Annotated in this window: 28 protein-coding genes; 11 read left to right on the forward strand and 17 right to left on the reverse strand. The window is 48.9% G+C overall.

What is annotated here, in order from left to right:
- Positions 1 to 186 precede the first annotated feature (186 nt).
- The 3 genes from AC53GJ_RS13975 to dxs are packed head-to-tail and all read left to right on the forward strand — an operon-like array spanning position 187 to position 3,195.
- On the forward strand, positions 187 to 426 hold the full coding sequence (locus tag AC53GJ_RS13975) for an exodeoxyribonuclease VII small subunit (protein WP_496728502.1): 240 nt from the start codon (positions 187 to 189) through the stop codon (positions 424 to 426).
- 1 nt (position 427) lies between these two features.
- A complete protein-coding gene (gene ispA, locus AC53GJ_RS13980) occupies positions 428 to 1,315 on the forward strand; it encodes a (2E,6E)-farnesyl diphosphate synthase (protein ID WP_496728504.1) in 888 nt (295 codons plus the stop codon).
- Between the two features lie 14 nt (positions 1,316 to 1,329).
- Positions 1,330 to 3,195 carry a 1-deoxy-D-xylulose-5-phosphate synthase gene (dxs, locus tag AC53GJ_RS13985; protein WP_496728506.1) on the forward strand — a complete coding sequence of 622 codons (1,866 nt, stop codon included), beginning with the start codon at positions 1,330 to 1,332 and terminating at the stop codon, positions 3,193 to 3,195.
- 76 nt (positions 3,196 to 3,271) lie between these two features.
- Here the strand turns inward: dxs and AC53GJ_RS13990 are convergent, their stop codons facing one another.
- The 10 genes from AC53GJ_RS13990 to glyA all read right to left on the reverse strand — a co-directional run bounded on the left by AC53GJ_RS13990 (position 3,272) and on the right by glyA (position 13,535).
- Positions 3,272 to 6,346 carry a ligand-binding sensor domain-containing protein gene (locus AC53GJ_RS13990; RefSeq protein WP_496728508.1) on the reverse strand — a complete coding sequence of 1,025 codons (3,075 nt, stop codon included), beginning with the start codon at positions 6,344 to 6,346 and terminating at the stop codon, positions 3,272 to 3,274.
- A 28-nt stretch (positions 6,347 to 6,374) separates the two neighbouring features.
- On the reverse strand, positions 6,375 to 6,848 hold the full coding sequence (locus tag AC53GJ_RS13995; protein WP_496728510.1) for a phosphatidylglycerophosphatase A family protein: 474 nt from the start codon (positions 6,846 to 6,848) through the stop codon (positions 6,375 to 6,377).
- Positions 6,848 to 7,807, reverse strand: coding sequence for a thiamine-phosphate kinase (thiL, locus tag AC53GJ_RS14000; RefSeq protein WP_496728511.1), 960 nt, complete (start codon positions 7,805 to 7,807; stop codon positions 6,848 to 6,850). The genes AC53GJ_RS13995 and thiL overlap by 1 nt, the downstream gene beginning before the upstream one ends.
- Positions 7,808 to 7,835: 28 nt before the next feature.
- Complete coding sequence (nusB, locus tag AC53GJ_RS14005; protein WP_496728513.1) at positions 7,836 to 8,249, reverse strand: transcription antitermination factor NusB; 414 nt, start codon at positions 8,247 to 8,249, stop codon at positions 7,836 to 7,838.
- 9 nt (positions 8,250 to 8,258) lie between these two features.
- A complete protein-coding gene (ribH, locus tag AC53GJ_RS14010) occupies positions 8,259 to 8,723 on the reverse strand; it encodes a 6,7-dimethyl-8-ribityllumazine synthase (RefSeq protein WP_496728515.1) in 465 nt (154 codons plus the stop codon).
- A 113-nt stretch (positions 8,724 to 8,836) separates the two neighbouring features.
- Positions 8,837 to 9,946: a bifunctional 3,4-dihydroxy-2-butanone-4-phosphate synthase/GTP cyclohydrolase II gene (gene ribBA / locus AC53GJ_RS14015; protein ID WP_496728517.1), complete on the reverse strand. Its 1,110-nt coding sequence runs from the start codon at positions 9,944 to 9,946 to the stop codon at positions 8,837 to 8,839.
- Between the two features lie 32 nt (positions 9,947 to 9,978).
- Positions 9,979 to 10,629, reverse strand: a complete 651-nt coding sequence (locus AC53GJ_RS14020) for a riboflavin synthase (RefSeq protein ID WP_496728519.1) — start codon at positions 10,627 to 10,629, stop codon at positions 9,979 to 9,981.
- Positions 10,596 to 11,759 carry a bifunctional diaminohydroxyphosphoribosylaminopyrimidine deaminase/5-amino-6-(5-phosphoribosylamino)uracil reductase RibD gene (gene ribD / locus AC53GJ_RS14025; RefSeq protein WP_496728520.1) on the reverse strand — a complete coding sequence of 388 codons (1,164 nt, stop codon included), beginning with the start codon at positions 11,757 to 11,759 and terminating at the stop codon, positions 10,596 to 10,598. Before ribD ends, AC53GJ_RS14020 begins: the two co-directional genes overlap by 34 nt.
- Positions 11,760 to 12,212, reverse strand: coding sequence for a transcriptional regulator NrdR (nrdR, locus tag AC53GJ_RS14030; protein WP_496728522.1), 453 nt, complete (start codon positions 12,210 to 12,212; stop codon positions 11,760 to 11,762).
- A gap of 69 nt (positions 12,213 to 12,281) precedes the next feature.
- On the reverse strand, positions 12,282 to 13,535 hold the full coding sequence (glyA, locus tag AC53GJ_RS14035) for a serine hydroxymethyltransferase (RefSeq protein WP_496728524.1): 1,254 nt from the start codon (positions 13,533 to 13,535) through the stop codon (positions 12,282 to 12,284).
- 276 nt (positions 13,536 to 13,811) lie between these two features.
- Between glyA and dinB the strand changes: the two genes are divergently transcribed.
- Entirely contained in the window at positions 13,812 to 14,864 is a 1,053-nt protein-coding gene (gene dinB / locus AC53GJ_RS14040) for a DNA polymerase IV (RefSeq protein WP_496728526.1), read from the forward strand.
- A 298-nt stretch (positions 14,865 to 15,162) separates the two neighbouring features.
- On the opposite strand, the gene AC53GJ_RS14045 is transcribed toward dinB, so the two are convergent.
- Together AC53GJ_RS14045 and AC53GJ_RS14050 are read right to left on the reverse strand one after the other, a co-directional pair.
- On the reverse strand, positions 15,163 to 15,375 hold the full coding sequence (locus tag AC53GJ_RS14045) for a cold-shock protein (RefSeq protein ID WP_031565533.1): 213 nt from the start codon (positions 15,373 to 15,375) through the stop codon (positions 15,163 to 15,165).
- Positions 15,376 to 15,661: 286 nt separating this feature from the next.
- Positions 15,662 to 16,984: a DEAD/DEAH box helicase gene (locus AC53GJ_RS14050; protein WP_496728529.1), complete on the reverse strand. Its 1,323-nt coding sequence runs from the start codon at positions 16,982 to 16,984 to the stop codon at positions 15,662 to 15,664.
- A gap of 145 nt (positions 16,985 to 17,129) precedes the next feature.
- Here AC53GJ_RS14050 and AC53GJ_RS14055 point away from each other — a divergent pair, with 145 nt between their 5' ends.
- From AC53GJ_RS14055 to AC53GJ_RS14070, 4 genes are read left to right on the forward strand one after another with little or no spacing between them, the layout of a single operon-like run.
- A complete protein-coding gene (locus AC53GJ_RS14055; protein ID WP_496728530.1) occupies positions 17,130 to 17,663 on the forward strand; it encodes a DUF2058 domain-containing protein in 534 nt (177 codons plus the stop codon).
- A 51-nt stretch (positions 17,664 to 17,714) separates the two neighbouring features.
- Positions 17,715 to 18,002: a hypothetical protein gene (locus tag AC53GJ_RS14060; RefSeq protein WP_496728531.1), complete on the forward strand. Its 288-nt coding sequence runs from the start codon at positions 17,715 to 17,717 to the stop codon at positions 18,000 to 18,002.
- A gap of 4 nt (positions 18,003 to 18,006) precedes the next feature.
- Positions 18,007 to 18,558 (forward strand): GNAT family N-acetyltransferase, encoded by a 552-nt coding sequence (locus AC53GJ_RS14065; RefSeq protein WP_496728532.1) that lies wholly within the window; start codon positions 18,007 to 18,009, stop codon positions 18,556 to 18,558.
- A 2-nt stretch (positions 18,559 to 18,560) separates the two neighbouring features.
- Positions 18,561 to 19,004 carry a YaiI/YqxD family protein gene (locus tag AC53GJ_RS14070; protein WP_496728533.1) on the forward strand — a complete coding sequence of 148 codons (444 nt, stop codon included), beginning with the start codon at positions 18,561 to 18,563 and terminating at the stop codon, positions 19,002 to 19,004.
- Positions 19,005 to 19,038: 34 nt separating this feature from the next.
- On the opposite strand, the gene AC53GJ_RS14075 is transcribed toward AC53GJ_RS14070, so the two are convergent.
- Positions 19,039 to 19,773: a class I SAM-dependent methyltransferase gene (locus tag AC53GJ_RS14075; protein ID WP_496728534.1), complete on the reverse strand. Its 735-nt coding sequence runs from the start codon at positions 19,771 to 19,773 to the stop codon at positions 19,039 to 19,041.
- Positions 19,774 to 19,842: 69 nt separating this feature from the next.
- On the opposite strand from AC53GJ_RS14075, the gene gloB reads away from it, so the two are divergent.
- The 3 genes from gloB to AC53GJ_RS14090 all read left to right on the forward strand — a co-directional run bounded on the left by gloB (position 19,843) and on the right by AC53GJ_RS14090 (position 22,803).
- Complete coding sequence (gene gloB / locus AC53GJ_RS14080; protein WP_496728535.1) at positions 19,843 to 20,628, forward strand: hydroxyacylglutathione hydrolase; 786 nt, start codon at positions 19,843 to 19,845, stop codon at positions 20,626 to 20,628.
- Positions 20,629 to 20,720: 92 nt separating this feature from the next.
- Positions 20,721 to 22,322: a lytic transglycosylase gene (locus tag AC53GJ_RS14085; protein ID WP_496728536.1), complete on the forward strand. Its 1,602-nt coding sequence runs from the start codon at positions 20,721 to 20,723 to the stop codon at positions 22,320 to 22,322.
- 13 nt (positions 22,323 to 22,335) lie between these two features.
- Positions 22,336 to 22,803, forward strand: a complete 468-nt coding sequence (locus AC53GJ_RS14090) for a hypothetical protein (RefSeq protein ID WP_496728538.1) — start codon at positions 22,336 to 22,338, stop codon at positions 22,801 to 22,803.
- Here AC53GJ_RS14090 and AC53GJ_RS14095 read toward each other — a convergent pair.
- From AC53GJ_RS14095 to AC53GJ_RS14110, 4 genes are all read right to left on the reverse strand, one after another.
- Positions 22,800 to 23,030, reverse strand: a complete 231-nt coding sequence (locus AC53GJ_RS14095) for a hypothetical protein (protein WP_496728539.1) — start codon at positions 23,028 to 23,030, stop codon at positions 22,800 to 22,802. The two genes, AC53GJ_RS14090 and AC53GJ_RS14095, sit on opposite strands and share 4 nt — an antisense overlap.
- Before the next feature lie 15 nt (positions 23,031 to 23,045).
- Positions 23,046 to 24,203: an HDOD domain-containing protein gene (locus tag AC53GJ_RS14100; RefSeq protein ID WP_496728541.1), complete on the reverse strand. Its 1,158-nt coding sequence runs from the start codon at positions 24,201 to 24,203 to the stop codon at positions 23,046 to 23,048.
- 144 nt (positions 24,204 to 24,347) lie between these two features.
- Positions 24,348 to 24,989 carry a maleylacetoacetate isomerase gene (gene maiA / locus AC53GJ_RS14105; protein WP_496728543.1) on the reverse strand — a complete coding sequence of 214 codons (642 nt, stop codon included), beginning with the start codon at positions 24,987 to 24,989 and terminating at the stop codon, positions 24,348 to 24,350.
- Positions 24,990 to 25,110: 121 nt separating this feature from the next.
- A complete protein-coding gene (locus AC53GJ_RS14110) occupies positions 25,111 to 26,130 on the reverse strand; it encodes a fumarylacetoacetate hydrolase family protein (RefSeq protein WP_496728545.1) in 1,020 nt (339 codons plus the stop codon).
- Between the last annotated feature and the right edge of the window lie 5 nt (positions 26,131 to 26,135).

A 26,135-nucleotide genomic window follows, 5' to 3' on the forward strand; every position in this document is an offset into this window, starting at 1 on the left:
AAAACTCCTGATGCTGAGTAAAGCTAAATACTTAAACGATAATAGCTTATCGTGGTTTATCGGCCATTATCCGTCAAGCGTTAAAAAAATTTCCACCGCCAGCTGATTTTAGTTGCCGGACCGACCAATCTGATTGACCATAACACTTTGCTAAGGTAACTTTGCGCACACTTTTATAAGGGGCGGATGATGAGTAAAAAGCAGGCAAATCAGCCACAATTCGAACAAATGATTGCAGATTTGGCATCGATAGTGCACCAGTTGGAACAAGGTGATTTATCACTTGATGATGCCCTGCAGCAATTTGAACGCGGCATTTTACTCGCACGGCAAAGCCAGCAACAACTACAGGCGGCGGAACAAAAGGTACAAATCCTGTTACAGCCCGCCCAACTGGTGCCATTTCAGCCGGAACAAGGAGAATAACGTGTCTTTGCTTTCTTTATCTGTGTTTCAGCAACGGGTTGAACAACAGATGTCGGCTCTTTTGCAGCAACAGCCACGCAATGACCAGATGCTACATGATGCTATGGTCTACAGTCTGCTCAATGGCGGCAAAAGGATCCGGCCTTTTCTGGTGTACAGCTGTGGTGAAATGCTGGGGGCCAGTCTGACTGATTTAGATGCTCCGGCAGCAGCGATTGAATGTTTACATACTTATTCGCTGATCCACGATGATTTACCCGCGATGGATGATGATGATTTACGCCGCGGTCAACCAACCTGCCATAAAGCTTTTAATGAAGCCACCGCCATCTTAGCAGGTGATGCGCTGCAGGCTTTGGCCTTTGATATTCTGGCCAGCCATCCTTATCAACAGGTCAGCGCAACCAATAGGCTGGCGATGGTGCAGCAACTGGCTAAACTAGGCGGTTATCAGGGCATGTGCGGCGGCCAGGCCATTGATTTGGCGCATACCAATAAACAGATGACAGTGACAGCGCTGGAAGCGATGCATCAGTTAAAAACCGGTGCTTTAATTGAATGTACGGTCCGGATGGCCTGGCTTTGCAGCCCGAAACAAGACGCGGCTGAATTAGCTGCGCTGATCCAGTATGCCCGGGCGCTGGGCCTGGCCTTTCAGGTGCAGGATGACATCCTGGATATTGAAGGTGATACCGCCGTGCTAGGTAAACCACAAGGTTCAGATCAACAGGCCAATAAAGCGACTTACCCGGCTTTGTTAGGCTTGTCTGCGGCAAAAGCCAAAGCTCAGCAACTGTTTGAGCAAGCCAACACCGCACTTTCTGTGTTACCTTACGATACCCAACAACTCAGCGCATTTGCTCATTACGTAATTGCACGCAGCTTTTGACCAAGGTTCAGACGATGGCGCCAGATATTCTTGATTACCCTTTATTAGCCAAAGCCAATCTGCCGGCTGAGCTTCGCCAGCTGCCGCAAGACCAGTTGACTCGTCTCAGTCACGAGCTGAGAGATTATTTACTGAAATCTGTCAGTCAGAGCAGTGGCCATTTCGCCTCAGGTCTTGGCACTATTGAACTGACAGTCGCTTTACATTATGTCTATAACACCCCCTTTGATCGGCTGATCTGGGATGTGGGTCATCAGGCTTACCCGCACAAGATTCTGACCGGTCGCCGTGAGCGGATGCCAAGCATCCGGCAATTGGATGGTTTGCATCCGTTTCCTTGCCGGGAAGAAAGTGAATTCGACACCCTGACTGTGGGTCATTCCAGCACGTCCATCAGTGCCGCTCTTGGCATGGCCATCGCAGCCAAAGCCGAACAGCAAAACCGCAAAGTGGTTGCTGTGATTGGTGATGGCGCTATTACCGCCGGCATGGCGTTTGAAGCACTGAACCATGCTGGTGAAGTCAAACCCGATATGCTGGTGATCCTCAACGACAACGAAATGTCAATTTCGGAAAATGTTGGCGCGCTGAACCGTTATTTTGCCAGAATTTTATCCGGTAATTTTTATACCAGCCTGCGCGAAGGCGGCAAAAAGATTTTAAGTGGGGTACCGCCGTTACATGAGCTGGCTAGCCGTGCTGAAGAGCATTTTAAAGGCATGGTCACGCCAGGCACCTTTTTTGAAGAGCTGGGTTTTAACTACATTGGCCCAATTGACGGCCATGACGTGAATAATCTGGTTGATACCATTCGCAATATGCGACAGTTAAAAGGCCCACAATTGCTGCATGTGGTGACCAAAAAAGGCAAAGGTTATGCACCGGCCGAGCAAGATCCAATTGGCTACCATGCAGTCAGTAAATTTGATCCGACTAATACCAGCCAACCAGCGAAAAAAGCTGGTAAACCAACATTTTCCAATATCTTTGGCCAGTGGATTTGTGACATGGCAGCCGCAGATGCCAAATTGCAGGCCATCACCCCAGCCATGCGGGAAGGATCAGATTTAGTGCAGTTTTCTAAATCTTACCCGGATCGTTATTTTGATGTCGCTATTGCCGAGCAGCATGCAGTCACACTGGCTGCAGGCATGGCAATCGAAGGTTTAAAACCTGTGGTGGCGATTTATTCCAGTTTTCTGCAACGCGGTTATGATCAGTTTATTCATGATGTGGCGCTGCAGAATCTGGACGTGCTGTTTGCCATTGACCGGGCCGGCATTGTCGGTGCCGATGGCGCCACTCACCAAGGTGCTTTTGATTTAAGTTACCTGCGCTGCATTCCCAATGTCGTGATTATGGCGCCGTCCGATGAAAATGAATGTCGCCAGATGCTGTATACCGGTTATCAGCACCAAGGCCCTGCAGCTGTGCGTTACCCGCGTGGTTCAGCCACAGGTATAGCCCCGGAATCACAGATGCAGTTGCTGCCGGTGGGTCAAAGCCGTACCATCCGTCAGGGCACAGGCGTCGCCTTACTGGTATTTGGAACTTTGTTACAAAGCGCCAAAACAGTGGCAGACAGCCTCAATGCCACTCTGGTCGATATGCGTTTTGTCAAACCACTGGATTTAGCGCTGTTACAACAACTGGCAGCAGACCACCATAGTCTGGTGACTATTGAAGACAATGCCCTGGCCGGCGGAGCTGGCTCTGGCGTGAATGAAGCGGTTGCAGCACTTCGTTTAAGCTATAAGCTACTGAATTTAGGCTTGCCTGATCAGTTTATCCGCCATGGCAGTCAGGACGAGTTATATGCAGAGCTGGGGCTGGACAGTGCCGGCATGTTGCGACAAATCCAGCAGTTTATCGCCGGTTAACTGCAGTGCTAAACTGAGTTGAATGCAGACTTGTAACGACAATGGGGGCTCAGGCCCCCATTGTCGTTATTGCTACTCAGAACTTGTCTGGCATTTCAATAATACGGCCTTGCCCGACTTTCCCCAGTGTTAACTCAAACCAGGCCACCCCATCAGCCAGAAACTTCTCAACCTGAGCCTCGATATGTTTACTGTCTTCAAACTCAAACGCATCGACTTGTTGATCAAATACAATGGTGGCCACGCCATTGCGACCAGAATTTTTCACATGAAACAACGCCAGTTCAGCCAGCTGTAATGAAATTTCCCAGCCAATCAACTGACCACCCAGCAATTCCAGCGGATAAATCGCATAACCGACCGAACAATTCACCCTGACCACCCGACCGTCTGGTAATTGGAAGGGCTCCAATGCAATTAATTCATTCAGCCGCAGGGCAAATTCTTTCACCAGATCCAGCGGTGTATCCCTGAGCACCAGCATAAATTGCTCACCGGCATAACGCACTACATAATCTGAGCCGCGGGTTTCCCTAATCAATAAACCGGAAATTTGTTGCAGCAGGCCATCACCGGCACTATTGCCGTATTTATCATTCACGACTTTGAAATGATCTAAGTCCAACTGGATCAGGGCAATACACTTGTTTTGCGCCAGCATCGAATCCCGATTGCGTTGATAATGTTCGATATCTTTGGGCAACTGTTCAAACATAAAACGACGATTGCGCAAGCCGGTCAACGGATCTTTATGCGTTAGTTGGGATAACTGTTCGTTTAACTCATTGAGTTTTAAATTGCTGTTTTCCAGTTCCAAGGTGCGCTGCTTCACCAGTTTGGTCAGCGATATTTCCCGCGCCTGATTATTGCGCCGGAACAACCAGAACAAGCCATATAAAATGACCAACAACAATAACAACCACAGGCCACGATAAATCGCGGTTTCGTCAAATCGTTTTGGGATCACCAACGTCAGCTCGGTTTGCTGCGCCAGCTCCCAATTCTGATTATTCAGCCGGCTTTGCAGCTGAAACAGATAACTCCCTGGCGGTAAATTGGTATAAATCGCTTCGCGCCGGCTTCCGACATGATGCCAGTCCGTATCAAAGCCCTGCAGTTTATAGCGAAACTCCTGCGCCGCTGGCATCAAAAACTCAATCGCCGTGTAATGCACCGTCAGATTTCGTTCATCAGTGTCCAGCACCAGCCGTTGTTGCAATGGCTCCAGCAGATAATCCCGCACCGAAGAAATTTTTTGGATCAGTGGCTGGTAATACTGATTCTGAATGGTTTTAAAGTTCAGTGGCACTGTCACCATGCCTTTGAGCGTCGGGTACCATAATTGTTGGTCTAACAGCGCCACTTTACTGTGACCCAAACCATTACAACAACGACCTGGCGCAGTGCCGAGCTGCCGGTCATAGGGGGTCAACACCTGCTCGAACAAGTTTTTATTTTGTTCCCATCGGCCCACATCGGCCGGATGAAAACGAAAAATGCCTTCGAGGGTACTGGCCCAGACAAAACCAGAAATATCGTCCGAAATCAGACTCACCACAGGTTCGTAAGGCAAACCATTGGCGCGGTCAAACTGTTGCCACTTACCGTCAAAAGTCCGGATGAACAAACCATCATCCATAGTGGCTACCAGTAAAGTCCCATCTTTTAATAGCAACAAACTGCTGATGAATGCGTTATATAAAGGCGTGCCAAGCCCAAGCCGGATAAGTTTCTGTTGCTGATACTGATAACCGCCCCTGGTGGTGCCGAGCAGAATTTTGTCTGTCCGGTCATCGATATAAGTGATGACAGAAGACTCCAAATCTTTGTTGGCGGCAAAAGGGGTTAATTGTTGCTGATCATAGCTGTACAGACCGTTGGCGGTACCTAGCCAAAAACCACCGGCTGGCCGCGGTTTAATGACCCGGGTTTTCACGCCGCGCAAACGATCATCAAGCAAGGTTAATTGATTGCGACCGGTGTCAAACCGCATCGGGCCGCTGTCGGTAGCAAGTAACCAGTTGACACCTTCAGGTTGCATATCCTGCACAATAGATAAAGGTTCTTTATTACTCAACTGAACAGGCGTGAACTTGTGATTGGCATCAAGAAAACTCAGATTACTTTGGGTCGCCAGTAATAATCGTTGGTCCGGACCCACAGCCACACTGCGCACCACTTCATCCTGCAACTGTTTATCCAGCACTCTTTTGATTTTACTGCGCGAAGCACGATATAAACCATCACTGAAACTGCCTAACCAGACGTTTTGTTGTTTATCCTGATAAATATCATTAAACAGGGTAGAACTGCCTAAATCGTCGCGGCTAATCACCTGCCAGTTCTGACCTTGATGGCGATGGAATAACTGACTGAAACTGGACACCCAATCGGAATTCTGATGATCACGGAACAGCTTGTAAACCTGAGTGCCGGCGGCAACAGGTAAACTGCAGCGTTCAATCACGCTGCCAGCTAAATGAAAATAACCTTGCTCTGTCGCCAGATGAAGTTTGTCATTGATCAGCAACAAGTCATACACCGGGCGCTGGGCGATATCTGTTGGCAACGGGATTTTCTCCACCAGCCCATTGCGGTCAATTTTATATAACCATTTATTACTGGTCACCCAGACATGATCGCCATCAGCTTCCAACTGACTGACCTGCTCTTTGATTTCATCGACCCTGCTGATTTTGCCAGCTTTGAGCCGAAACAGGTGATCAGCTGCCACCCAGATTTCATCCGGAGCAACTTCGACGATAGCACTGACTTCAGCCAGAATGGAGTAACGATCAAATTTCAAGGTGTCGGTATTAACACCGGATAAACCCGACCGGGTACCTATCCAGATATAACCCTGACTGTCGGTCAGCAAGCGGGTGATGGCATTACTAACCAGATGACGGCTGTTCTGACTGGTAAAAACTTCAAACTTGTTGCCATCAAACCTATTTAAGCCGGTCAGTGTACCGATCCATAAATAACCCTGGCGGTCTTGGGTCAGTGCCCGCACCGAATTATTTGACAAGCCATCGACCGATGTCCATTGCTTAATATCATAATCATAAATGGATTGTGGCTGGGTTACAGCCAACAGCAGAGCAGAATAGAAGCAACAGCATAACAGCAACAAAAACCGGACAATCATAACAGCCTGCAGGATTCAGTCAGATGAACTAAGCAAAGACTAACAATACACCATGCATCAGGCCGCAAGCCAGTATTCCGGCAACAATATCATCCGCCATCACACCAGCACCGCCACCGATGTTGCGGTCACACCAGCCAATGGGTCCTGGTTTAGCAATATCCAGTAACCGGAACAGGCCAAAACCAAGCAATAAAGTCCACCAGCTCAGTGGTACCGCCCACATGGTCAGGGCAAAACCAATGATTTCATCAAACACGATGGCGCCGTGATCTTCAGCCCCAATATCGCGGCTTACCCTGTCACATAACCAGCAACCAAACCAGCTCCCTAGCAGTAACAGCAGCAAAGCAACCGATGCGGGTAAAAAACTCAGGCCATACACCAGCGGAACTGCGGCCAGGGTGCCAACGGTGCCGGGAGCTTTGGGGGACAAGCCACTGCCAAATCCAACTGCCAGCCAGTGTTGCCATTTGGTTAAATCAAACGGATGTGCTGCCATCAGAAATGTTGATAACCCTGATGTTGATAGGCAAAAGCAACATCACCTTGTTTGAGTTCCAGTTTACCCGCCAAGCCGGTGATCCGGCCAATGCAGGTTACAGGAACACCATAAGGTGACAATAATACTTCCAGCGCGCCTCTCTTGTTTTCTGGTACTGTGAACAGGAGTTCATAATCTTCACCACCGGACAAGGCACAATGTAAAGCACTTTGCCAGTCACAGCTGTCTTTCAGGGCCTGCGACATCGGAATCTTACTGACATCAACGATAGCACCGACTTTAGAACGCTGCAGAATATGCGGCAAATCACCACATAAACCATCAGAAATATCCATGGAGCTGCTGGCAATAGTACGTAATGCCTGGCCGAGCGCGACACGGGCAGTTGGATAATGAAAACGTTGTAAAATGTGGGCACGATGTTTTTTACTGACTTCGACCTGATTCTGCACCAGCTTCAACCCAAGCGCGGCATCCCCAAGTGTGCCAGTCACATATAGATAATCACCTACTTTAGCGCCGGCACGGGTCAAAGCTTTGCCTTTTGGCACCAGACCTTTGGCAATAACAGTCAAGGTCAATGGACCCCGGGTGGTATCACCACCGACCAACTGACAGTTGTAATAATCGGCAGTTTCACTTAAACCTTCAGCAAAGGCCTGCAACCAGACTGGGTCGACTTTTGGTAAAGTAATAGCCAGTGACAACCAGCTTGGTTCGGCCCCCATCGCAGCCAAGTCGCTGACATTGACCGCCACCAGCTTGTGGCCAAGTGCTCTTGGATCCACATCCGGAAAAAAATGTACCCCTTCCACCATGGTATCTGTGGTCACCACCAAATCAAAACCATCACGGACCTGCAATACCGCACCATCATCACCCACGCCAATAATCACGTCTGCACGACTGCGACCGGCCTGGCTGAAACATTCTGCTATTAGTTCAAATTCGCCCATAAAAAAGCCGACTTTCGCCGGCTCTCCATCAATTTGGCCGCAGTAGTTTGACTGCTTTATCAAGAATACCGTTGACAAACTTGTGGCTGTCATCGGCAGCAAAGGCTTTCGCCAGTTCTATGCCTTCATTGATAATGACTTTATAAGGCACATCCAAACGGAACTTCAACTCATAGGCTGAGACACGTAAAATGGCTTTTTCCACCAAATCAATTTCTTCAAACGGACGGTCAATAAAAGGCTTAACCGCTTCATCCAGCACGGCAAAATTCACTGCCACACCGCGCAGGATATCCTGAAAGTAACCGACATCAAGGTGTTTGGTGTTTTGTTCCAGCAGCAGCTGTTGTTCAATATCGCCAATCGGGTTTTTGCTGACTTGCCAGCTATAAACCCCCTGGACAGCCAGCGAACGAGACTGGCGACGAGCATTTGGTTTCATCTAAAAATCCTACAGTTGTGCTAACACGTTAACCATTTCCAGTGCAGACATAGCGGCTTCACCGCCTTTGTTGCCCATCTTGGTGCCAGCACGTTCAATCGCTTGTTCAATACTTTCAACGGTTAACACGCCAAAAGCGACCGGAGTGCTGTATTGCATTGAAACCTGGGCAATGCCTTTGACACATTCACCAGCGACATATTCAAAATGCGGCGTGCCACCGCGGATCACTGCGCCCAGCGCAATGATGCCATCATATTTGCCACTGGCGGCGACTTTCTGCACTGCTAACGGCAGTTCAAAGGCGCCAGGGATCCGCACCACGGTAATATCCTGCTCAGCAACATCGCCGACCCGCTTCAGAGTATCCAGTGCACCTTCAAGCAGACTTTCCACAATAAAGCTATTAAAACGTGCCACAACGATGGCAAACTTTTTACCTTTGGCGGCTAAACCTGCTTCAATCACTTGCATGGGTAATCCTCGTATCGTGGGGAGTTGTTCGAACTGTTGCTAAAAAGGCCGCATATGATAACACAACAACGGCCTCATCCGACTAGTGTTTCTTTACTATTGGCATGAAGCTATTATTCGGAAACGTAATCCACCACTTCCAGGCCAAAACCTGACAAAGCATGGTAACGTTTCGGCTGGCTGAGCAAGCGCATTTTACGCACCCCCAGACTGGCCAGAATTTGTGACCCCACCCCAACATTACGCGAAGTGCCTTTCCAGGGGGCTGAGACTGGTTTTTCGCCTTTATCTTCAGCTTCAAAATTCTGCACTGTGGCTATCAGATCTTCGGTACTTTCATGTTTACCGAGTAATACCAGTACCCCACCCTCGTCATTGATCCGCTGCATGGCACTATGTAATGAAAAACTGCGGTTTGCGGCTCGATCAGCCAGCAGTAAATCACTAAAAGTGTTATGTAAATGTACCCGAACTAAGGTTGCTTGTTCCGGCTGGATCTCGCCCTTGACTAGAGCAAAATGGATTTGGTTATCAATGGTATCGCGGAACGTCACCAGGTCGAATACCCCAACTTCAGTCGGTAACTTGCAACAAGCCACCTTTTCGATGGTGGTTTCATGCAGGTTACGATATTCAATTAAATCGGCGATAGTGCCGACTTTGATGCCGTGCTTGGCAGCAAATTTTTCCAAATCCGGCCGGCGCGCCATGGTGCCGTCGTCATTGAGGATTTCCACAATCACCGCTGCAGGTTCTAATCCTGCCAGCCGGGCCAAATCACAACCCGCTTCAGTATGACCGGCCCGCACCAGCACACCGCCATCTTGCGCCATCAATGGGAAAATATGCCCAGGCTGCACAATATCACTGGCTTTGGCATCCCGCGCCACCGCGGCTTTCACCGTTCTGGCGCGATCGGCGGCAGAGATCCCCGTGGTGACGCCTTCAGCGGCTTCAATCGACACGGTAAAAGCGGTGGCAAACTGCGATTTGTTTTTATCCACCATCAAAGGCAAATTCAGCGTTTTGCAGCGCTCGCGGGTGAGAGTTAAGCAAATCAGACCACGACCATGAGTTGCCATAAAATTGATGGCATCCGGGGTAACATAATCTGCCGCCATCACCAAATCACCTTCATTTTCCCTGTCTTCATCATCCATCAGAATGACCATTTTGCCATTGCGGATATCATCGATAATTTCAGCCGGTGTATTTAATTGCATAACTCACCTTAAGGTTGTAACCAGGGTCGGTTTCAGAGGAAACCGCGTTGTTGTAATAATTCCAGACTGACAGCTGATTTGGCCGTGGCGGTTTGGCCTGTCAGCAGCCGCTCTAAATAACGCGCCAACACATCCACTTCCAGATGCACCTGCTGACCTGGCGCCAGTTGCTGTAACGTGGTTTGCAAAGCGGTATGCGGTACTATGGTCAGCCGGAACTCATCCGCCAGCAGCTCATTCACCGTCAGACTGACACCATCAATAGTGACTGAGCCTTTGTGGGCGATATATTTGGCAAGAGCTGGCGGAGTTTTCAGATAAATGTGCCAGGCACGGCCGGTTTTTTCCAGCCGGCTCACGACAGCCACGCCATCCACATGGCCACTGACCAAATGCCCACCCAGCCTTGTGGTCGGCAATAACGCTTTTTCCAGATTAACGCGCTGGCCAGTTTTGTAACTAGAAAACAACGTCAACGCCAGACTTTCGGTGGATAAATCCGCACTGAACCAGTCCTGACCCAGTGCCGTCACCGTCAGGCAAACGCCGTTACTGGCGATACTGTCACCAAGTTTGACATCGGAAAAATCCAGCGTTGTACTCTGGATCCGCACCGTCAAATCACCAGCTTGCGCTCTGAGCTGACTGATCACGCCTGTCGCTTCAATAATTCCGGTAAACATTCGGACTCTCCTGTTAAACGCGCAACTAACCGCAGATCATCACCAATACGACACACATCCTGCCACTGCCAGCGTTTTGCCTGCGCTAAGCTGGTTAATGGCGCTAGCGGCATCATGGGTAATGCACCCAGCCCAAGTAACAATGGCGCCTGGTACAACACAAATTCGTCAACCAGACCTTGTTGCCAAAATGCGGCGGCTAATGTGCTACCGGCTTCAACCCAAAGCAGATTGATCTGTTTGCTGGCCAGCAGGTCCAACAAGGCAGGTAAATTAAATTTGTGGTCGGCATCCAGCGCCACCTCAGCCACTGAAACTTGCCGCTGCGGTGTGCTTAGCTCAACTGGCTCAGACCCGGTCCCAGGCGGGCGTATTAACAAAATATCGCCACCGGTTTGAAAAAGTGCTTCTTGACCGCTTAACTGCCCCTGCCGATCCAGGATCACCCGCAACGGCTGACGGACCTGACCATTGTGCAGTGGCGTCACCTGGTTGGAGCGGACATTCAGCTGCGCTTGATCCGCCAGTACAGTACGGGCCGTGGATAAAATGGCACAACTTTGCGCCCGCCACAGCTGCACATCCTCTCTGGCGGCGGCACCTGTTAACCATTTGCTGTCGCCATTGCCAAGCGCTATAGCGCCATCCACACTGGCCGCCAGTTTCAACCGAACCCAAGGCCTTTGCCGTTGCATTCGCTGTAAAAACCCCGGATTAAGCGCTCGTGCTGCACTTTCCTGACAGCCAACGTCGACCTGAATGCCGGCATCTGTCAGCAGTTTAACTCCGCGGCCAGACACTTGCGGATTGGGATCCTGCATCGCCATCACAACACGGGCTACACCAGCCTCAATCAAAGCCAGCGCACAAGGCGGTGTCCGGCCATAATGACTACAAGGTTCCAGCGTGACATAACAAGTCGCTCCGCATGCCTGACTGCCAGCCTGTTGCAATGCAAACACTTCGGCATGTGGCCCACCCGCCTGCTGATGATAACCTTCACCAATAATCTGGCCATCCAGCACCAGCACAGCACCGACATTCGGATTTGGCGAGGTGGTATAACGACCCAAAGCTGCCAATTCGATGGCGCGCTGCATAAACTTTTCATCATCAGAGCTAAATGGCAATTATTCGTCCCCTAACCTGGCAATCTCTTCACCAAATTCGCGAATATCTTTAAAAGAACGATAGACTGAAGCAAACCGGACATAAGCCACTTTATCCAGTTTCACCAGACCATCCATAATCAGATGACCAATCAGCTCACTTTGCACTTCGCGCTCGCCGGTGGCACGCAATTGTGACTCCACTTTGCTGATCAATAACTCAATGTGCTCGGTCGGCACCGGCCGTTTTTCCAGTGAACGTTGTAAGCCACTTCTGAGTTTATCTTCGTTGTAAGGTTCACGCGAGCCATCACGTTTGATGATACGCGGCATTACCAGCTCGGCAGTTTCAAAAGTGGTGAAACGTTCATGACAAGCGCCACATTCCCGACGCCGCCGTACCTGATGGCCTTCAGCGACTAAACGAGAGTCAATAACTTTGGTGTCGTCAGCACGACAAAACGGACAAAACACAAAGGTGTTCCTTAAAAAAATGGCCGCAGTAGCGGCCATCATATCACTTTTGACAACTGTCTTGCCAAATCAGGCATAAACCGGGAAGCGGGCACAAAGTTCAGTCACCTGACCTTTCACCCGTTCAACGACACCTTCATCACCCAGATTGTCCAGCACATCACAGATATAATTTGCCACCAGACGGCTTTCAGTTTCACCAAAACCACGGCGAGTGATCGCCGGTGTACCAATACGCAAACCAGAAGTGACGAATGGTGAACGTGGGTCATTTGGTACTGAGTTTTTGTTCACAGTAATGTGAGCACGGCCTAACGCGGCATCGGCATCTTTACCAGTGATATTTTTGTCAATCAGATCAAGCAGGAATAAATGGTTCTGAGTGCCGCCTGAGACCACTTTGTAACCACGCGCCATAAATTCATCACACATGGCGACAGCATTCACCAGCACCTGCTGTTGATATACTTTAAATTCTGGTTGCAGCGCTTCTTTAAAAGCGACCGCTTTGGCAGCGATCACATGCATCAAAGGACCGCCCTGACCACCAGGGAACACGGCTGAATTGAGTTTTTTCTCAATTTCTTCGTTTTTGCGAGCCAGGATCAGACCACCGCGTGGACCTGCCAGCGTTTTATGCGTCGTGGTCGTCACGACGTCTGCCACTGGTACCGGGTTCGGATACAGGCCAGCGGCAACTAAACCTGCCACGTGCGCCATATCAACCATCAGGTAGGCACCGACTTTGTCCGCAATGTCACGGAACCGCTGCCAATCAACAATGCCTGAGTAAGCAGAGAAACCAGCAATAATCAGCTTTGGCTTATGTTCCAGCGCCAGTGCTTCAGCCTGATCATAATCAATCACACCAGTATCCGGGTGCAGACCGTATTGTACAGCTTTGTACAGTTTGCCAGATGAACTCACAGTCGCCCCATGCGTTAAATGACCACCGTGCGCCAGGCTCATACCCAGAATGGTATCACCGGCATTTAACAGCGCCAGAAAGACTGCAGAGTTGGCTTGTGAGCCAGAATGAGGTTGCACGTTGGCGTAATCAGCACCAAACAACTCTTTGGCGCGGGCAATCGCTAAATCTTCAGCAATATCAACAAACTCACAACCACCGTAATAACGCTTATGCGGATAACCTTCGGCATATTTGTTGGTCAGTTGTGAGCCTTGGGCTTCCAGCACACGTGGGCTGCAGTAGTTTTCAGAGGCGATCAGTTCAATATGGTGTTCCTGACGCTGAGTTTCGTCCGCAATGGCTTTGGCTAATTCCGGATCAAAATCGGCAATGGTCATATCACGCTTTAACATGCTTACTCCTGCGACGAGGCTGAGGTTAGATTCAAGGATCAACAGATAGAAAAAACTGGGCGCTATCATACATTGAATCAGCGCTCGTTGCACCCATAAAATAGCCATCTAAACTTCCATGTCGGACTATTATGCTGGTTCCAGTACTGGCCTGAGCTGTCATTATTGTAAAGTATTCATTGCAAATCAGCATGTTAGTAAATCTTACTTGACAGAACCGAATTCAAGCGCACAATAAGCTGTATAAACATACAGTTTATTTCTGGTTACCTGCTGATGCGTAAAATCATTCATATTGATATGGACTGTTTTTTTGCTGCCGTTGAAATGCGCGATAACCCGGCATTACGGCAGGTTCCTATCGCTATTGGTGGCAGTCGCACTGAACGCGGTGTCATCAGCACTTGTAATTATCCGGCACGGGCTTATGGTGTCCGCTCGGCAATGCCGACCGGACAAGCGCTGAAACTTTGCCCGCAGCTGATCTTACTGGCGGGCCGGATGGATAAGTACAAAGAAGCCAGTACAGCCATTCAGGCTATTTTCCATCGGTACACCCACTTAGTTGAACCCTTGTCCTTGGATGAAGCTTATCTGGATGTCAGCGACAGCAGTCACTTTGGTGGCTCAGCCACGCTGATTGCTGCCGATATTCGTCGTGCTATTTTACAGGAAACGGGTTTAACCGCCTCAGCTGGAGTGGCGCCAAATAAATTTCTGGCCAAAATAGCCAGTGATGAAAATAAACCAGACGGCTTGTTTGTATTGCCGCCGGATAAAACAGCTGACTTTGTTGCGACCTTGCCACTGCGAAAAATTCCTGGAGTTGGACAAAAGACCGCTGAAAAACTCGCCAGACTGGGTCTGCACTTATGCCGGGATATTCAGCAGGCAGATCTCACTTTGCTGGTGAAAGAATTTGGTAGCTTTGCCGAAGTGCTGCTTGAACGCAGTCAGGGCATTGATCCCAGGGCTGTAGAGCCGGAACGGGAACGCAAATCTGTCGCGGTCGAACATACGTTCAGCCAGGATTTACTCCATCTGGAACAAGGGCATGCCTCGCTGGCTGAGCTTTACCAGAAATTGATCCGCCGGATTGAACGTTGTGAAGCGCAACATCAAATTCAAAAAATTGGGGTAAAACTTAAATTTCAGGATTTTCGTCAAACCACGATTGAACGACAACATCCGGAACTGAATTTCGAAATCCTGCAGCAGTTATTACAACAAGCCTGGCAACGTGGCGACGGCCGCTCTGTGCGCTTAGTTGGCATTCATGTCGGACTTAAAAGTACTGAAGCGCAAGCTCAACTTGGGTTTGGCTGGTAAATTTTCACTGCGCAAGCTGTAGCAAAAAATAGCCCCTGCGGTGACCGCTCAAACACCACATCTCATCTTTACAGCTGACACATTTCGAACGGAAACCTATATCTTCGAAGGGTCAACATATGGTTTGCTGAGAATGGCCTGTAATGCGCAACAAAGCAGTTGTTGATCAGCCGCAGATACCAAGGCTAAATCGCAAACCGCGGTTTACTCAAAATCACTGCATTTTTGGCAAAATTTAAAGACAAAAAGCCGGCTACATGAGCCGGCTCTTTACAGAAACTTGGACTATAGATTGCTATTAAGCAACTACAGTTACGTTCTCAGCCTGAGGACCTTTTTGGCCTTCAGTTACTTCGAAAGTCACTTTCTGACCTTCAACCAGAGTACGACGACCAGTGCCGTTGATAGCGCGGAAGTGAACGAAAACGTCTTTGCCGCCTTCACGCTCGATGAAACCAAAACCTTTATCTTCGTTGAACCACTTAACGGTACCGGAAATTAATTGTGACATAACATTCTCTTACTTTAACTAGATTTGCCATACAACTGGCGACTTAAATATTACCGGCCACGTTCGAGCTAGTACATATTACGACCCCATTATCAGTGAACCTTATAATTGGGTCAATAGGTATTGCTGTTCCAACAGAAAATAAATTCCCTGTGTTCTGACCGCTCCGATTGTCTGAAAAACTTACGTTTACAAACAATATCTTGCCATCAAACTTGTTTGGTTTTTAAGCAGATGACGGAACGAGTGTAGCACTATTTTGTGAATAAAAAACAACCAAATCAGATTATTTTTGCTTTTTTTTCAGTGGTGCTGAACCATCGTCGCCACCCTGGAAAAATTTTGGCGTTTTCTTCACGGCAGCTGTTGCCGCTGTTTTCTCCACTGCACGCTGCGGTTTTTTTACCTTACCGGGGGTGGCATCTGCTTTCTTTTTACTAACAGCTGTAACTGGTTTGACACCATTAAACCTGGCAGGCAAAGTGTCCACAGTCGCCATGTCCAGTGGTCGGCGCAAAAATTGCTCAATCCGGACAAAACTATCCCAATCTTTCGGTCCAACTAAAGAATAAGCTTTTCCTTGTTGACCGGCGCGGCCAGTCCGGCCTATCCGGTGCACGTACTCTTCCGGGTGCTTTGGCATGTCAAAGTTGATCACATGCGATACCTGCAGTAAATCCAGACCGCGCGAAGCGACGTCTGTGGTCACCAACACCTGGTATTTGTGCGTCGCAAATGCCTGCATCACACTATTGCGCTGCGCCTGCGTCAGTTTGCCATTCAAACCTACCGCCGCCAGACCGGTTTGCTGAACCAATTGTGCCAACCGGTCGGTATCCTCGCGGGTCGCAGTAAAGATAATCAGTTGTTTGATAACTTCATGCTTGAGGAAATATCTGAGCAAGGCTTCTTTATGCGTCAGACTGTCGGAGAAATAACATTGTTGGCTGATATCTTTGTGCGGGTCATAACCCGCACCTAAGGCAACCCGATAAGGATCATTTAATAATGACAGCGCCAACTCATTTACTTCGGCGTGATCCAGGGTAGCTGAGAACATCAGCGTCTGGCGTAATCTGTGGCTGGCGGCTTTGTGGATCGCATTCAGTTGCGGCATAAAACCCAAGTCGAGCATCCGATCTGCTTCATCCAGAATGAGCATTTCAAGACCCTGAACAAAAAAGCTTTTATGCTCCAAGTGATCAGCCAAACGACCTGGTGTTGCCACAATAATATCAGGCTGGCGTTTTAAGATTTTTTCCTGATCATTAAAGTTTTCACCACCAACAATAAAAGCAGACGTTAGCCGGGTATTGGCAACAAATAAACGCAACTGTGCATAAATTTGTGATGCCAACTCACGGGTTGGCGCCAGAATGACCGCCCGGGCGTCTTTTTGTGACAAAGGTCGGCTTTTCAACAGCCGTTGCATCATCGGTAATAAATATGCCAGGGTTTTACCCGACCCAGTTTTAGACGATACGATCAAATCTTTACCCACCATCACGGCCGGAATGGCATCTTGCTGGATAGGCGTGGGCTCAGTGAAACCAAGGTGCTGAATGGAACGAATAAGACGTGGGTCGAGTTTTAAATCTTGAAATTGCAAAGCGCGCTCTCTTGGGCTGACATAAACCCTGATAGCATAACCGAAAAGCGCCCTGCCCGTCAGCTTTTCGCTAAGATGCAGCTACTTTGCAAGGCCAGCAGAACATGAAACAATAGCGCTATTCTTCCCGATACCGGATGTAAAGATGAGTAAATCACTGCAAGAACAATTACTAAAAGCGGGCCTTGGCAATGCCAAAAAATTAAATGCCATTAAAAAAGAAAAACATAAAGAGCGGGTGCAGGCTGGCAAACATGGTGTTGTGGTCAATGAAGCCGCAGTGTTGGCCGAAGAAAGCCGGCAAGCACAAATCAGCCGCGATAAAGAATTAAACCGTCAAAAAACCGAAGCGCTGGCGCACAAAGCGTTAGCGGCGCAAGTAAAACAGATTATCGAGTTAAACTCCCTGCCTTATAAAGGTGAGATTGCTTTTAACTTTACCGACGGCAGCTTAGTCAAACGGCTGCATGTCAGCAGCAAAATTCAGCAGCAGTTGGTGAAAGGCCTGATAGCTATCGCCAGATTGGGTGAGCATTACCACCTGATCCCCATTCAGGTGGCCGAAAAAGTGCTGCAGCGACAGCCTGAAACCATTATCGTGCTGAATCAGCAAGATGAAGCCATGCCTGAAGATGATCCATATGCAGACTTTAAAATTCCGGATGATTTGATGTGGTAACCGCATGGTTAAACGACAGGAAAAGGCTCAGACAAGGCCAGGAGCAAGCGCGTGCAGTTTAGTCGCAGTAAAACCAGTGTGATGGCATGGCTGTTGTTTGTATTTTGCAGCCTGGTGGCCAGCCTGATCAGTTTGAGTGCTGGGGTATTTAACCTCAGTTATGCGTTGCCGGCCATGCTGATTGGTTTGACCCTGCATTGGTTGCGTACGGATCGGCGTTATTACAGCCAACCGTTTTATCGTATCGCCTGGCGGGTCAATCTACTGCAGCTGCTGGCACTTGGATCCATTCTATTGTGCTGGCAACTGGACTGGCCGGTCGGTCTGGTTTCGGGTTAACATCATGAATTCAATCCAATTTGATTGGCCACTAGCGCTAACTTTAGCCAGCCCGGATGATTGTGCTGGCCTGATGCTGCACTTTAATTCCCTGCAAGAACTGACAGACTGGGGTGGCGAAGGCTTTCGTTTCCCACCACGCCGGCTGGAATTTTTGCAGCAACTGTACAAAAAAGACAGCCAAAGTTTTATGTTGTCACAACCGCAGGGACCGGTCGCTTTTGGCCAAATTTGCCAGCGTTTTGACCGCCATCACCTGGCACGATTGCTGGTATTACCGCAGTGGCGTGGCCAAGGTCTTAGCCAAGCCTTGTTGTGGAGTCTGATTGCACGCGGTTATCAGCAGGACAGCCAAAAAGATTTTTCCTTATTTGTCTTTAAACACAATCTACGCGCTCAGCACTGCTATCAGACTTTTGGTTTTACCCCTGCCCCCCAACCAGCCACTCCGCATCCAGGATTGCTGTTTATGCAATTGAGCCAACATCAGGCAAAAACCATGTTACAACATCAGCCTAACATCAGTTTGACATCATTATTCACCGGGAACCCTTGACTATGCTCATTTGGATTGATGCCGACGCTTGCCCGAAAGTCTGTCGCGACATGTTATGCCGAGCCAGTGAACGCACCAGGACCGAACTACGATTTGTGTCCAATCATGCCATTCCACTCCCTGCCAGCCCGCTGATTAAAGCTATCCGGGTGCAAGCCGGTTTTGACCGGGCTGACGCCAGAATAGCCAAAGATATTCAAGCAGGGGAATTACTGATCACCCAGGATATTCCACTCGCGGCGCAGGTTATCGCGGCCGGTGCAGTGGTCTTGACGCCCAGAGGTGAATTGCTTAATCGTGATAATATTGCTGACCGGCTGACACTGCGGAATTTTCAGGAAGAATTGCGTGGCAGTGGTGTGCCGTTAGCTGGACCCGCTGTACTGGACAACAAGGATAAACAACGTTTTGGCAATGCGCTGGACTGCTGGTTACAACAACAATAGCAATAGCAACGGCTCCGGACACCATCGGCCTGCCTCAAAGCCTTTGCCTGGCGCTGATCCCTTTCACTGCCGGATTAAAACTATTGGTGAGTTGCCATTTGGGTTTGATTGGCGTCAAGGGTAAAGTGCGTTTACGCGCCACCATCACATAAGCTGCTCCAAAATAGTGCAGATGTTGATCTGCCCAATGCCGGAAGGCTGGCATTGGATTATGCTCAGAGAACAGACTGGAACAGAACAATCGTTGTTCGTATAAAATTTCAAAACCAAGCAAGTGCAACCAGTCCTTCACCCGCGATAGCGTAAAAAAACGTCCGCTCCAGGGTAATTGATGCTGTAACCCTGGCCAGAGCTTTAATAAGCCACAGCTACTGAGCGGGTTAAAACCGCTCAGTAATAAATAACCATCGGGCATCAGCACCCGGTGCGCTTCCCGGATCACATGATGTGGATCCTGGGCATATTCCAGGCAATGCGCTAACAACACAGCATCAACGGCATGTGCGATAAAAGGTAAATCATCCGGATCGGCCACAACTGTTGCCAATGGCGAGGATGCTGCTAACTGAATTTGATGTTTGATGCTACAGGCACTGGTATCGATAGCACAGCTTAACGCCCCCACTTTGAGCAAGTGATAACCAAAAATACGCGGCCACCATAAATTAAACTGTGCCTCCAACTGATGCGCTAGTTGTTGACCTTTGGCAAAATCCTGCCAGTTTTGCGGTACTATGGCCGGCGTTTGTCTGTTTAATGCTGGTTTCATCAAGAACTGACCTTATAATAGCGACCTTGTTGTGACGGGCGTCATCAACCTACTTCCTGGAGCTGCCTGATGTACCATAGCACTGCTTTGCCAGCATTTAAAGACAACTATATCTGGTGTATTCATCATGATAACCTGCCAGCGGCACTGGTGGTTGATCCAGGCAGTGCTGCAGCAGTGCAGGCCTTTCTTGCCAGCCGGCAATTACAACTGGCTGCCATTCTGATCACCCATCATCATTGGGATCATGTTGACGGCATCATCGAGTTGCAACAACAATTCCCTCAGTTGCAGCTGTATTTGCCGGCGGCAGAACAGCATAAAATTCAGCATCTGCCGCAACAGGTAACGCTATTACAAGGTGGCGATGTGCTGCAAATCGAGGCATTGCAACTGAACTTTCAAGTACTGGCGGTACCTGGTCATACCTTGGGTCATCTGGCTTATGTCTGTCATGATGCAGCGACCACGCCTTGGTTATTTTGTGGTGATACCCTTTTTAGCGCCGGATGCGGCCGGTTATTCGAAGGCAGTCCGGCACAGATGTACCAGTCGCTGCAACTTTTACAACAATTACCGGCAAGCACCCAAATCTTCTGTACCCATGAATACACGCTCAATAATCTGAAATTTGCAGCAGTGGTTGAACCTCAGAATCAACAGATAGTCCAATACCTGCAACAACTGTCAGCGCAACTGGCTGACGGTCAAATATCATTACCTTCGACTTTGGCGTTGGAGCAAAAAATTAACCCTTATTTGCGTTGTCAACTGCCGCACTTACAACAGCAATGGCAACAACCGGATGCACTCAATCTGTTTAGCTTTCTGCGTGATTGGAAAAATCAATTCTGACAGAAACTTGCAATCAGCATCACAGCAGGTAACATAGCGGTCTTTTTTTGCTGCCGGCCAGGTGTCGGGTCGTCTCCAAAAAGGTCGTTTTGATGATTAAAAAACTCAGTGGATTATTGTTGTTATGTTGCTTGGCCAGTTGTGTGTCGGCGCCTTTCCCACGACCAGAGTTACCCGCTGAATCAGCTGAAATCAGCAGTGCTGTCCCAGAAGACGGTGAAATGTTGGAAGCGGAACCGCTGCAACCCCCGACTGCAGTGGAACTGACGGACACCAGTATCAGCCAGAGTGACAATGTTGAACTGGCCAAACTGCCTGATGTGTGGCAACGCATTCGCCAGCAAAGCCGGATCGACATTCCAGATAATGCTGAAGTGCGTAAATACCGCCAGTTTTACCGCCGTTATCAGAGTTTTTATGACCAGGTTGCCCTGCGTGCAGACCCCTTTTTATACCACATCGTGATTGAACTGGAAAAACGCCAGATGCCGGTTGAACTGGCCTTGCTGCCGGTGATTGAGAGTGGCTTTAATCCACTGGCGCAAGCTGGTGCACCGGCAGGCTTATGGCAAATGGTGCCGCAGACCGCGAAAAACTTTGGTTTAAAACGCAATCAATGGTATGACGGCAGAAAAGATCCAATTGCATCCACCACGGCAACGCTGGATTACTTACAGTATCTCTATAACGAACTTGGCGAAGACTGGCTGAATGCAGTGGCTGGTTATAATGCCGGTGAAGGTAAAATTCAACAGGCGATTGCCGCCAACAAGCGTGCTGGTAAAAGTATTCATTTTTGGTCATTACGGATCCCATCCCGTCACACCAGCACAGTACCGAAGTGGCTGGCGTTGATTGATATTCTGCAAAACTCCGAGCAGTACGGTATCCGCTTTACCCCAATCCCGAACCGGCCGCGAATCGCTATCGCGTCATTATCAGGCCAGGTTGAACTGGCTGCTGCCGCTAAACTGGCTGGAATTCCATTGGCGGAGCTTAAAAAATTAAATCCGGCGTTTCGTGGTGCTGTCACTTCCGCTTCCGGTCCGCACCGACTGGTATTACCTATCGATAAAGTCAGCTTGTTTGCCAGGCAAAGCCATCAATTACCCCAAGCCAAACATCAGTCAGCCAGCACGGCATGGGCAGATGAAGAACGTACTGGCAAAGCGATAACCACAGCTGGGCGGTATCAGGTGAAAGCCGGTGATAGTCTGAGCCTGATAGCGCAAAAAAATGGCATCAGTGTAAAAACTATCAAACAGCTGAATCAGTTAAGCTCAGACCAGCTGAAAATAGGTCAGTTGTTACGGCTCAGTACCTCGGCCCAAAATCAATCCGTATCCGCAGCTACAGGTGCTCGCCGCAAACTCGATAGCTATCAGATCCAATCTGGCGATAATCTGTGGGATCTGGCGCGTAAATTTAAAGTCGATGTGGCGGCGCTGAAAAAATTAAATAACCTGACTGATAAGTCGGCATTAAAACCTGGTCAAAAGTTAAAAATTCCTTCGTCCACCAAACGTGACAACAGCAGTCAGCGTAGTTATACCGTGCAGAAGGGCGATTCACTGGATAAAATCGCCCGTTCTCATAAAATTAAACTGGCTGATTTGCTGAAATGGAACCAGCTGCAAGCCAAGAGTGTGCTGCAACCCGGCCAACAACTGTTGATTGCTCCCAGCCAGAGCTGAGCGAGGTTGTGCGATGAGATGGTTTTATGCTTTATGTTACCTGTTCACAGCCACCCCGTTACAAGCCGAGTATGAATACGCCGGTCATGGCCATTATATTGATGGCAATGGCAAATCACATCAATTCGATTTCGGTCTGGCGTTGCAAAAACAACAGCATCACTACATGTTCCGTTTGGGTCAGCAGCAGATGGCTGTCGCCGAAAGTCCAAGACGTTATACACTGGCGCTGGTGTTAAATGAACAGCAACAAGTCTGGGTGCCAGATTTCAGCCCAGAGCCAGTATCAGGCTTTAATTGGCAGCTAGGGCAACATCACATTAAGCTTTACAAAGATGCCATCAGCCAGCTGTACCAGCTGCAAATTGACCAACATCTGTACCAGTTTACTTCGAAAAAACGTGGCCAAATTCACTTTGTCCTGTCTGAGACAGGCATCAAAGAAATCCGCGTTGAATCGATGCTGATGCAAAGCCGCTAAAATTTTTGTCGATAAGGTTGAGGCGCTTCACGTTGTAGTTGTAAAGCGGGTAACAAAGCCCACAACAAACAAATCAGCGGCCCCAACCAGCCATACCAGGGTAACTGTAACCAGGTTTGATGGACAAACCAGCCAAACACCAAGGCCGTCAGTTGAAAAATCAAACCGCAGCAGCCCATATAAAATAAAGCCGCATTTAATTTTCGTTTGGGTACCTGCAAAGCCATGGTGCTTTCCTTGATTCAGAACTGCTGTAACCGGCTAAACTCATCCGTTAACTGAAATTGCTGCAAAGCTGTCCAGCATAACACTGGTAGTTGTTCGGCTTGTTGCCGACGAAACAACAACACATAGGAACTCAAATGCATAATCGTTTGCAATAAAGCCGGTTGCGCGACCTGTTGCAAGCTGAGGCGATACATCACGGCTTCACAGACATCTTCAGTAAAACCCCATAATAACAGTAAATAAGCACTGATCAGGCAATGATCCGGAATGCCTTCCTGCAACATATCTTCTTCACTGAGTTGCTGATGACTCAGCGGCAGCTCAGCTAATAACACCAAAGGCCCCAACACCTGCATCAGACCAGCCAAAAATGCTTTATCGGCCAGCTCGGCACCGGCTTGTTGTGTTTTAGCCAGTTGACTGGCCATGCTGGCTAGTTCAAAAGAATTTTCCAGTAACTGCTGGTGTAATTCAGCTTTGATCCGATCTTCATACTGATTATGCAATTGCACAGCGAATAATACGGCTTTAATCCGCATCCGACCGAGTCGGATGACCACTTCGGTAAGATCATGCGTCTGGCGGCTAAAACCAAGGTAAGCAGAATTAGCCAGTTGGATCAGCTTGGCGGCCAGTGGTGCTTCTCTGGCAATGCTGGCGGCAATTGCTGCATTGCTCGATTCATCATCGGACAACAACTGAAGTAAGGTCTGATAATGATTTTGCAGCAGCGGCAGCGTATTAATTTGACCCAACTGGTATCGACTGTGGGCGGTAAATGGCATTTGTTGCAACAGCCGGACACGTTGAAACAAAGCCAAGACCTCTGTTTGATTCAGTGGCACATGTAATAGTAACTGGGTGCTATGGGTGGTTGCCAACAAAGACTGTTCTGTTTCAGGTACGCTGAGCAACACTCTGACAGTGGCAGGACTATGCTGGCAGGCGTGATCCAATAAAGATTCGCCACTGTCATACGGCGTTAACGCTGTGGTCAATAACAGGTCCGGCACTGACAGCGATAGCTCAATTCTGACCGCTGCGGCATCTGGCAAACATAGAACTTGCCAATCCGGCAAACTGGCTGTGATCTGGCAAAATTGCGCCAGCACCTCGGCATTTTCACTGACAAACAAAGCCAATAGTGGCCGTTTTGGGACTTCTCTGATCAATGGGCTGCTCCGTTACCTGACTGTCTGGCACCAAGCAACAGACAGTGATCATATTCATGGCTATGAATATAACCCAGCATCCTGGCGAATTCATCTTTTTCAGCGACAACCAAGCTGGTCTGCGAACAGACTCAGCCTGGCAGATTATTTCTGCGCGTCAGCTTGCTGTTCAGGTGCCGCGGTAATAAAAGCTGGTAACTCAATACAATGGCGATAAATTCGGTTCAGCGTCGGGTAAGGCGACATATCCAGACCAAAACGCAGCGCATTGTATATTTGTGGCACCAGGCAAATATCAGCCCAAGTCACCTGATTGCCAAAACAGCAAGTCCCCGCTTGCTGGCTGAGGCGTTGTTCCAGCGCTTGAAAACCCAATTGTAACCAATGCAGGATCCAGTGCAGTTTTTGCTGCTCCGTTAACTGTAACGGCCCAGTCAGATATTGTAAAACCCGTAAATTGTTCAACGGATGAATGTCACATGCAATATCCAGTGTCACCGCTCTCACTTGCACTGCCAGTGACAGTTCCTTTGGCAACAGCGCAGGTTCAGGATAACAAGCTTCCAGATAGTCCAGAATGGCCAGCGATTGGTTCAGGACTAACTCATTATCAACCAGTGTTGGCACCAACTGGGCTGGATTTAGCGCCTGATACTCAGCCCGACGTTGCTGACCACCATCTTGCAATAAATGCACTGGATGCAGATCAACGGCCAATCCTTTGAGTGCCAGCGCGATCCTGACCCGATAAGCGGCAGAAGACCGCCAGTAACTATAGAGTTCCATTAAATTCTCCCTAGCCTACCACGTAGCGGCAGCTCGATAGCTCAACATAAGATGTCAGCAGCAGATAGCAAAAAGCTACCTGGAACCAAGTAGCCTTTATTAAATACCACGTCAGAGCGAATTAATCCTGACGATAGGGCACAACTTGCTGATCAATAGCACCAAATACTGAGTTGCCATCCTGATCCAGCACTTCCAGTCGGATCTGATCGCCAAACTGCATAAAAGGTGTCGCAGGTTTGCCATCGCGGATAGTTTCAATCATCCGGATCTCAGCGATACAGCTGTAACCTACTCCACCTTCAGCAATCGAAGTGCCATACTCAGTGCCTTGTTTGTTTGACACTGTGCCAGAACCAATGATAGCACCAGCACCTAAATTCCGCGTCTTCGCCGCATGCGCGATTAATTGCGCAAAATTAAAAGTCATATCAACACCGGCATTTGGTTTACCAAAAGCCTGGCCATTCAGCGTCGATAACAAAGGTAAATGCAGTTTATGATCTTGCCAATGCTGACCTAACTCATCTGGCGTCACAGCAACCGGGCTAAAACTTGAGGCTGGTTTGGACTGGAAAAAGCCAAAACCTTTTGCCAGTTCATTTGGGATCAACCCCCGCAGCGAGACGTCATTGACCAGCATCACCAACCGAATGTGCCGCCCGGCTTCTGCTGGCGAAACAGCCATCGGCACATCACCGGTGATCACTGCAACTTCACCTTCAAAATCAATACCATAATCTGTACTGACCACTTCAATCTGATCACGTGGACCAATAAAATCATCCGAACCGCCCTGATACATCAGCGGATCTGTCCAAAAACTTGGTGGCATTTCAGAATTACGGGCCCGACGCACTAATTCAACATGATTAACATAAGCACTGCCATCCGCCCACTGGTATGCCCGCGGCAATGGTGATTCACAGGCGGTCTGATCAAACGCCAGTTCGCCGGCGACTGAGCCATGATTGAGTCCCTGATAGACTTCGGCTAATTGCGGTGCCACTGCAGGCCAGTGATCAAGGGCATATTGCAACGTAAGCGCGATCTGCGGCACTGCAACAGCCCGCTGTAAATCACGACTAACGACCACTAACTGACCATCACGACTGCCATTTTTCAGACTGGCTAATTTCATTGTTT

It is taken from the genome of Rheinheimera sp. B2H12 (assembly GCF_059620065.1).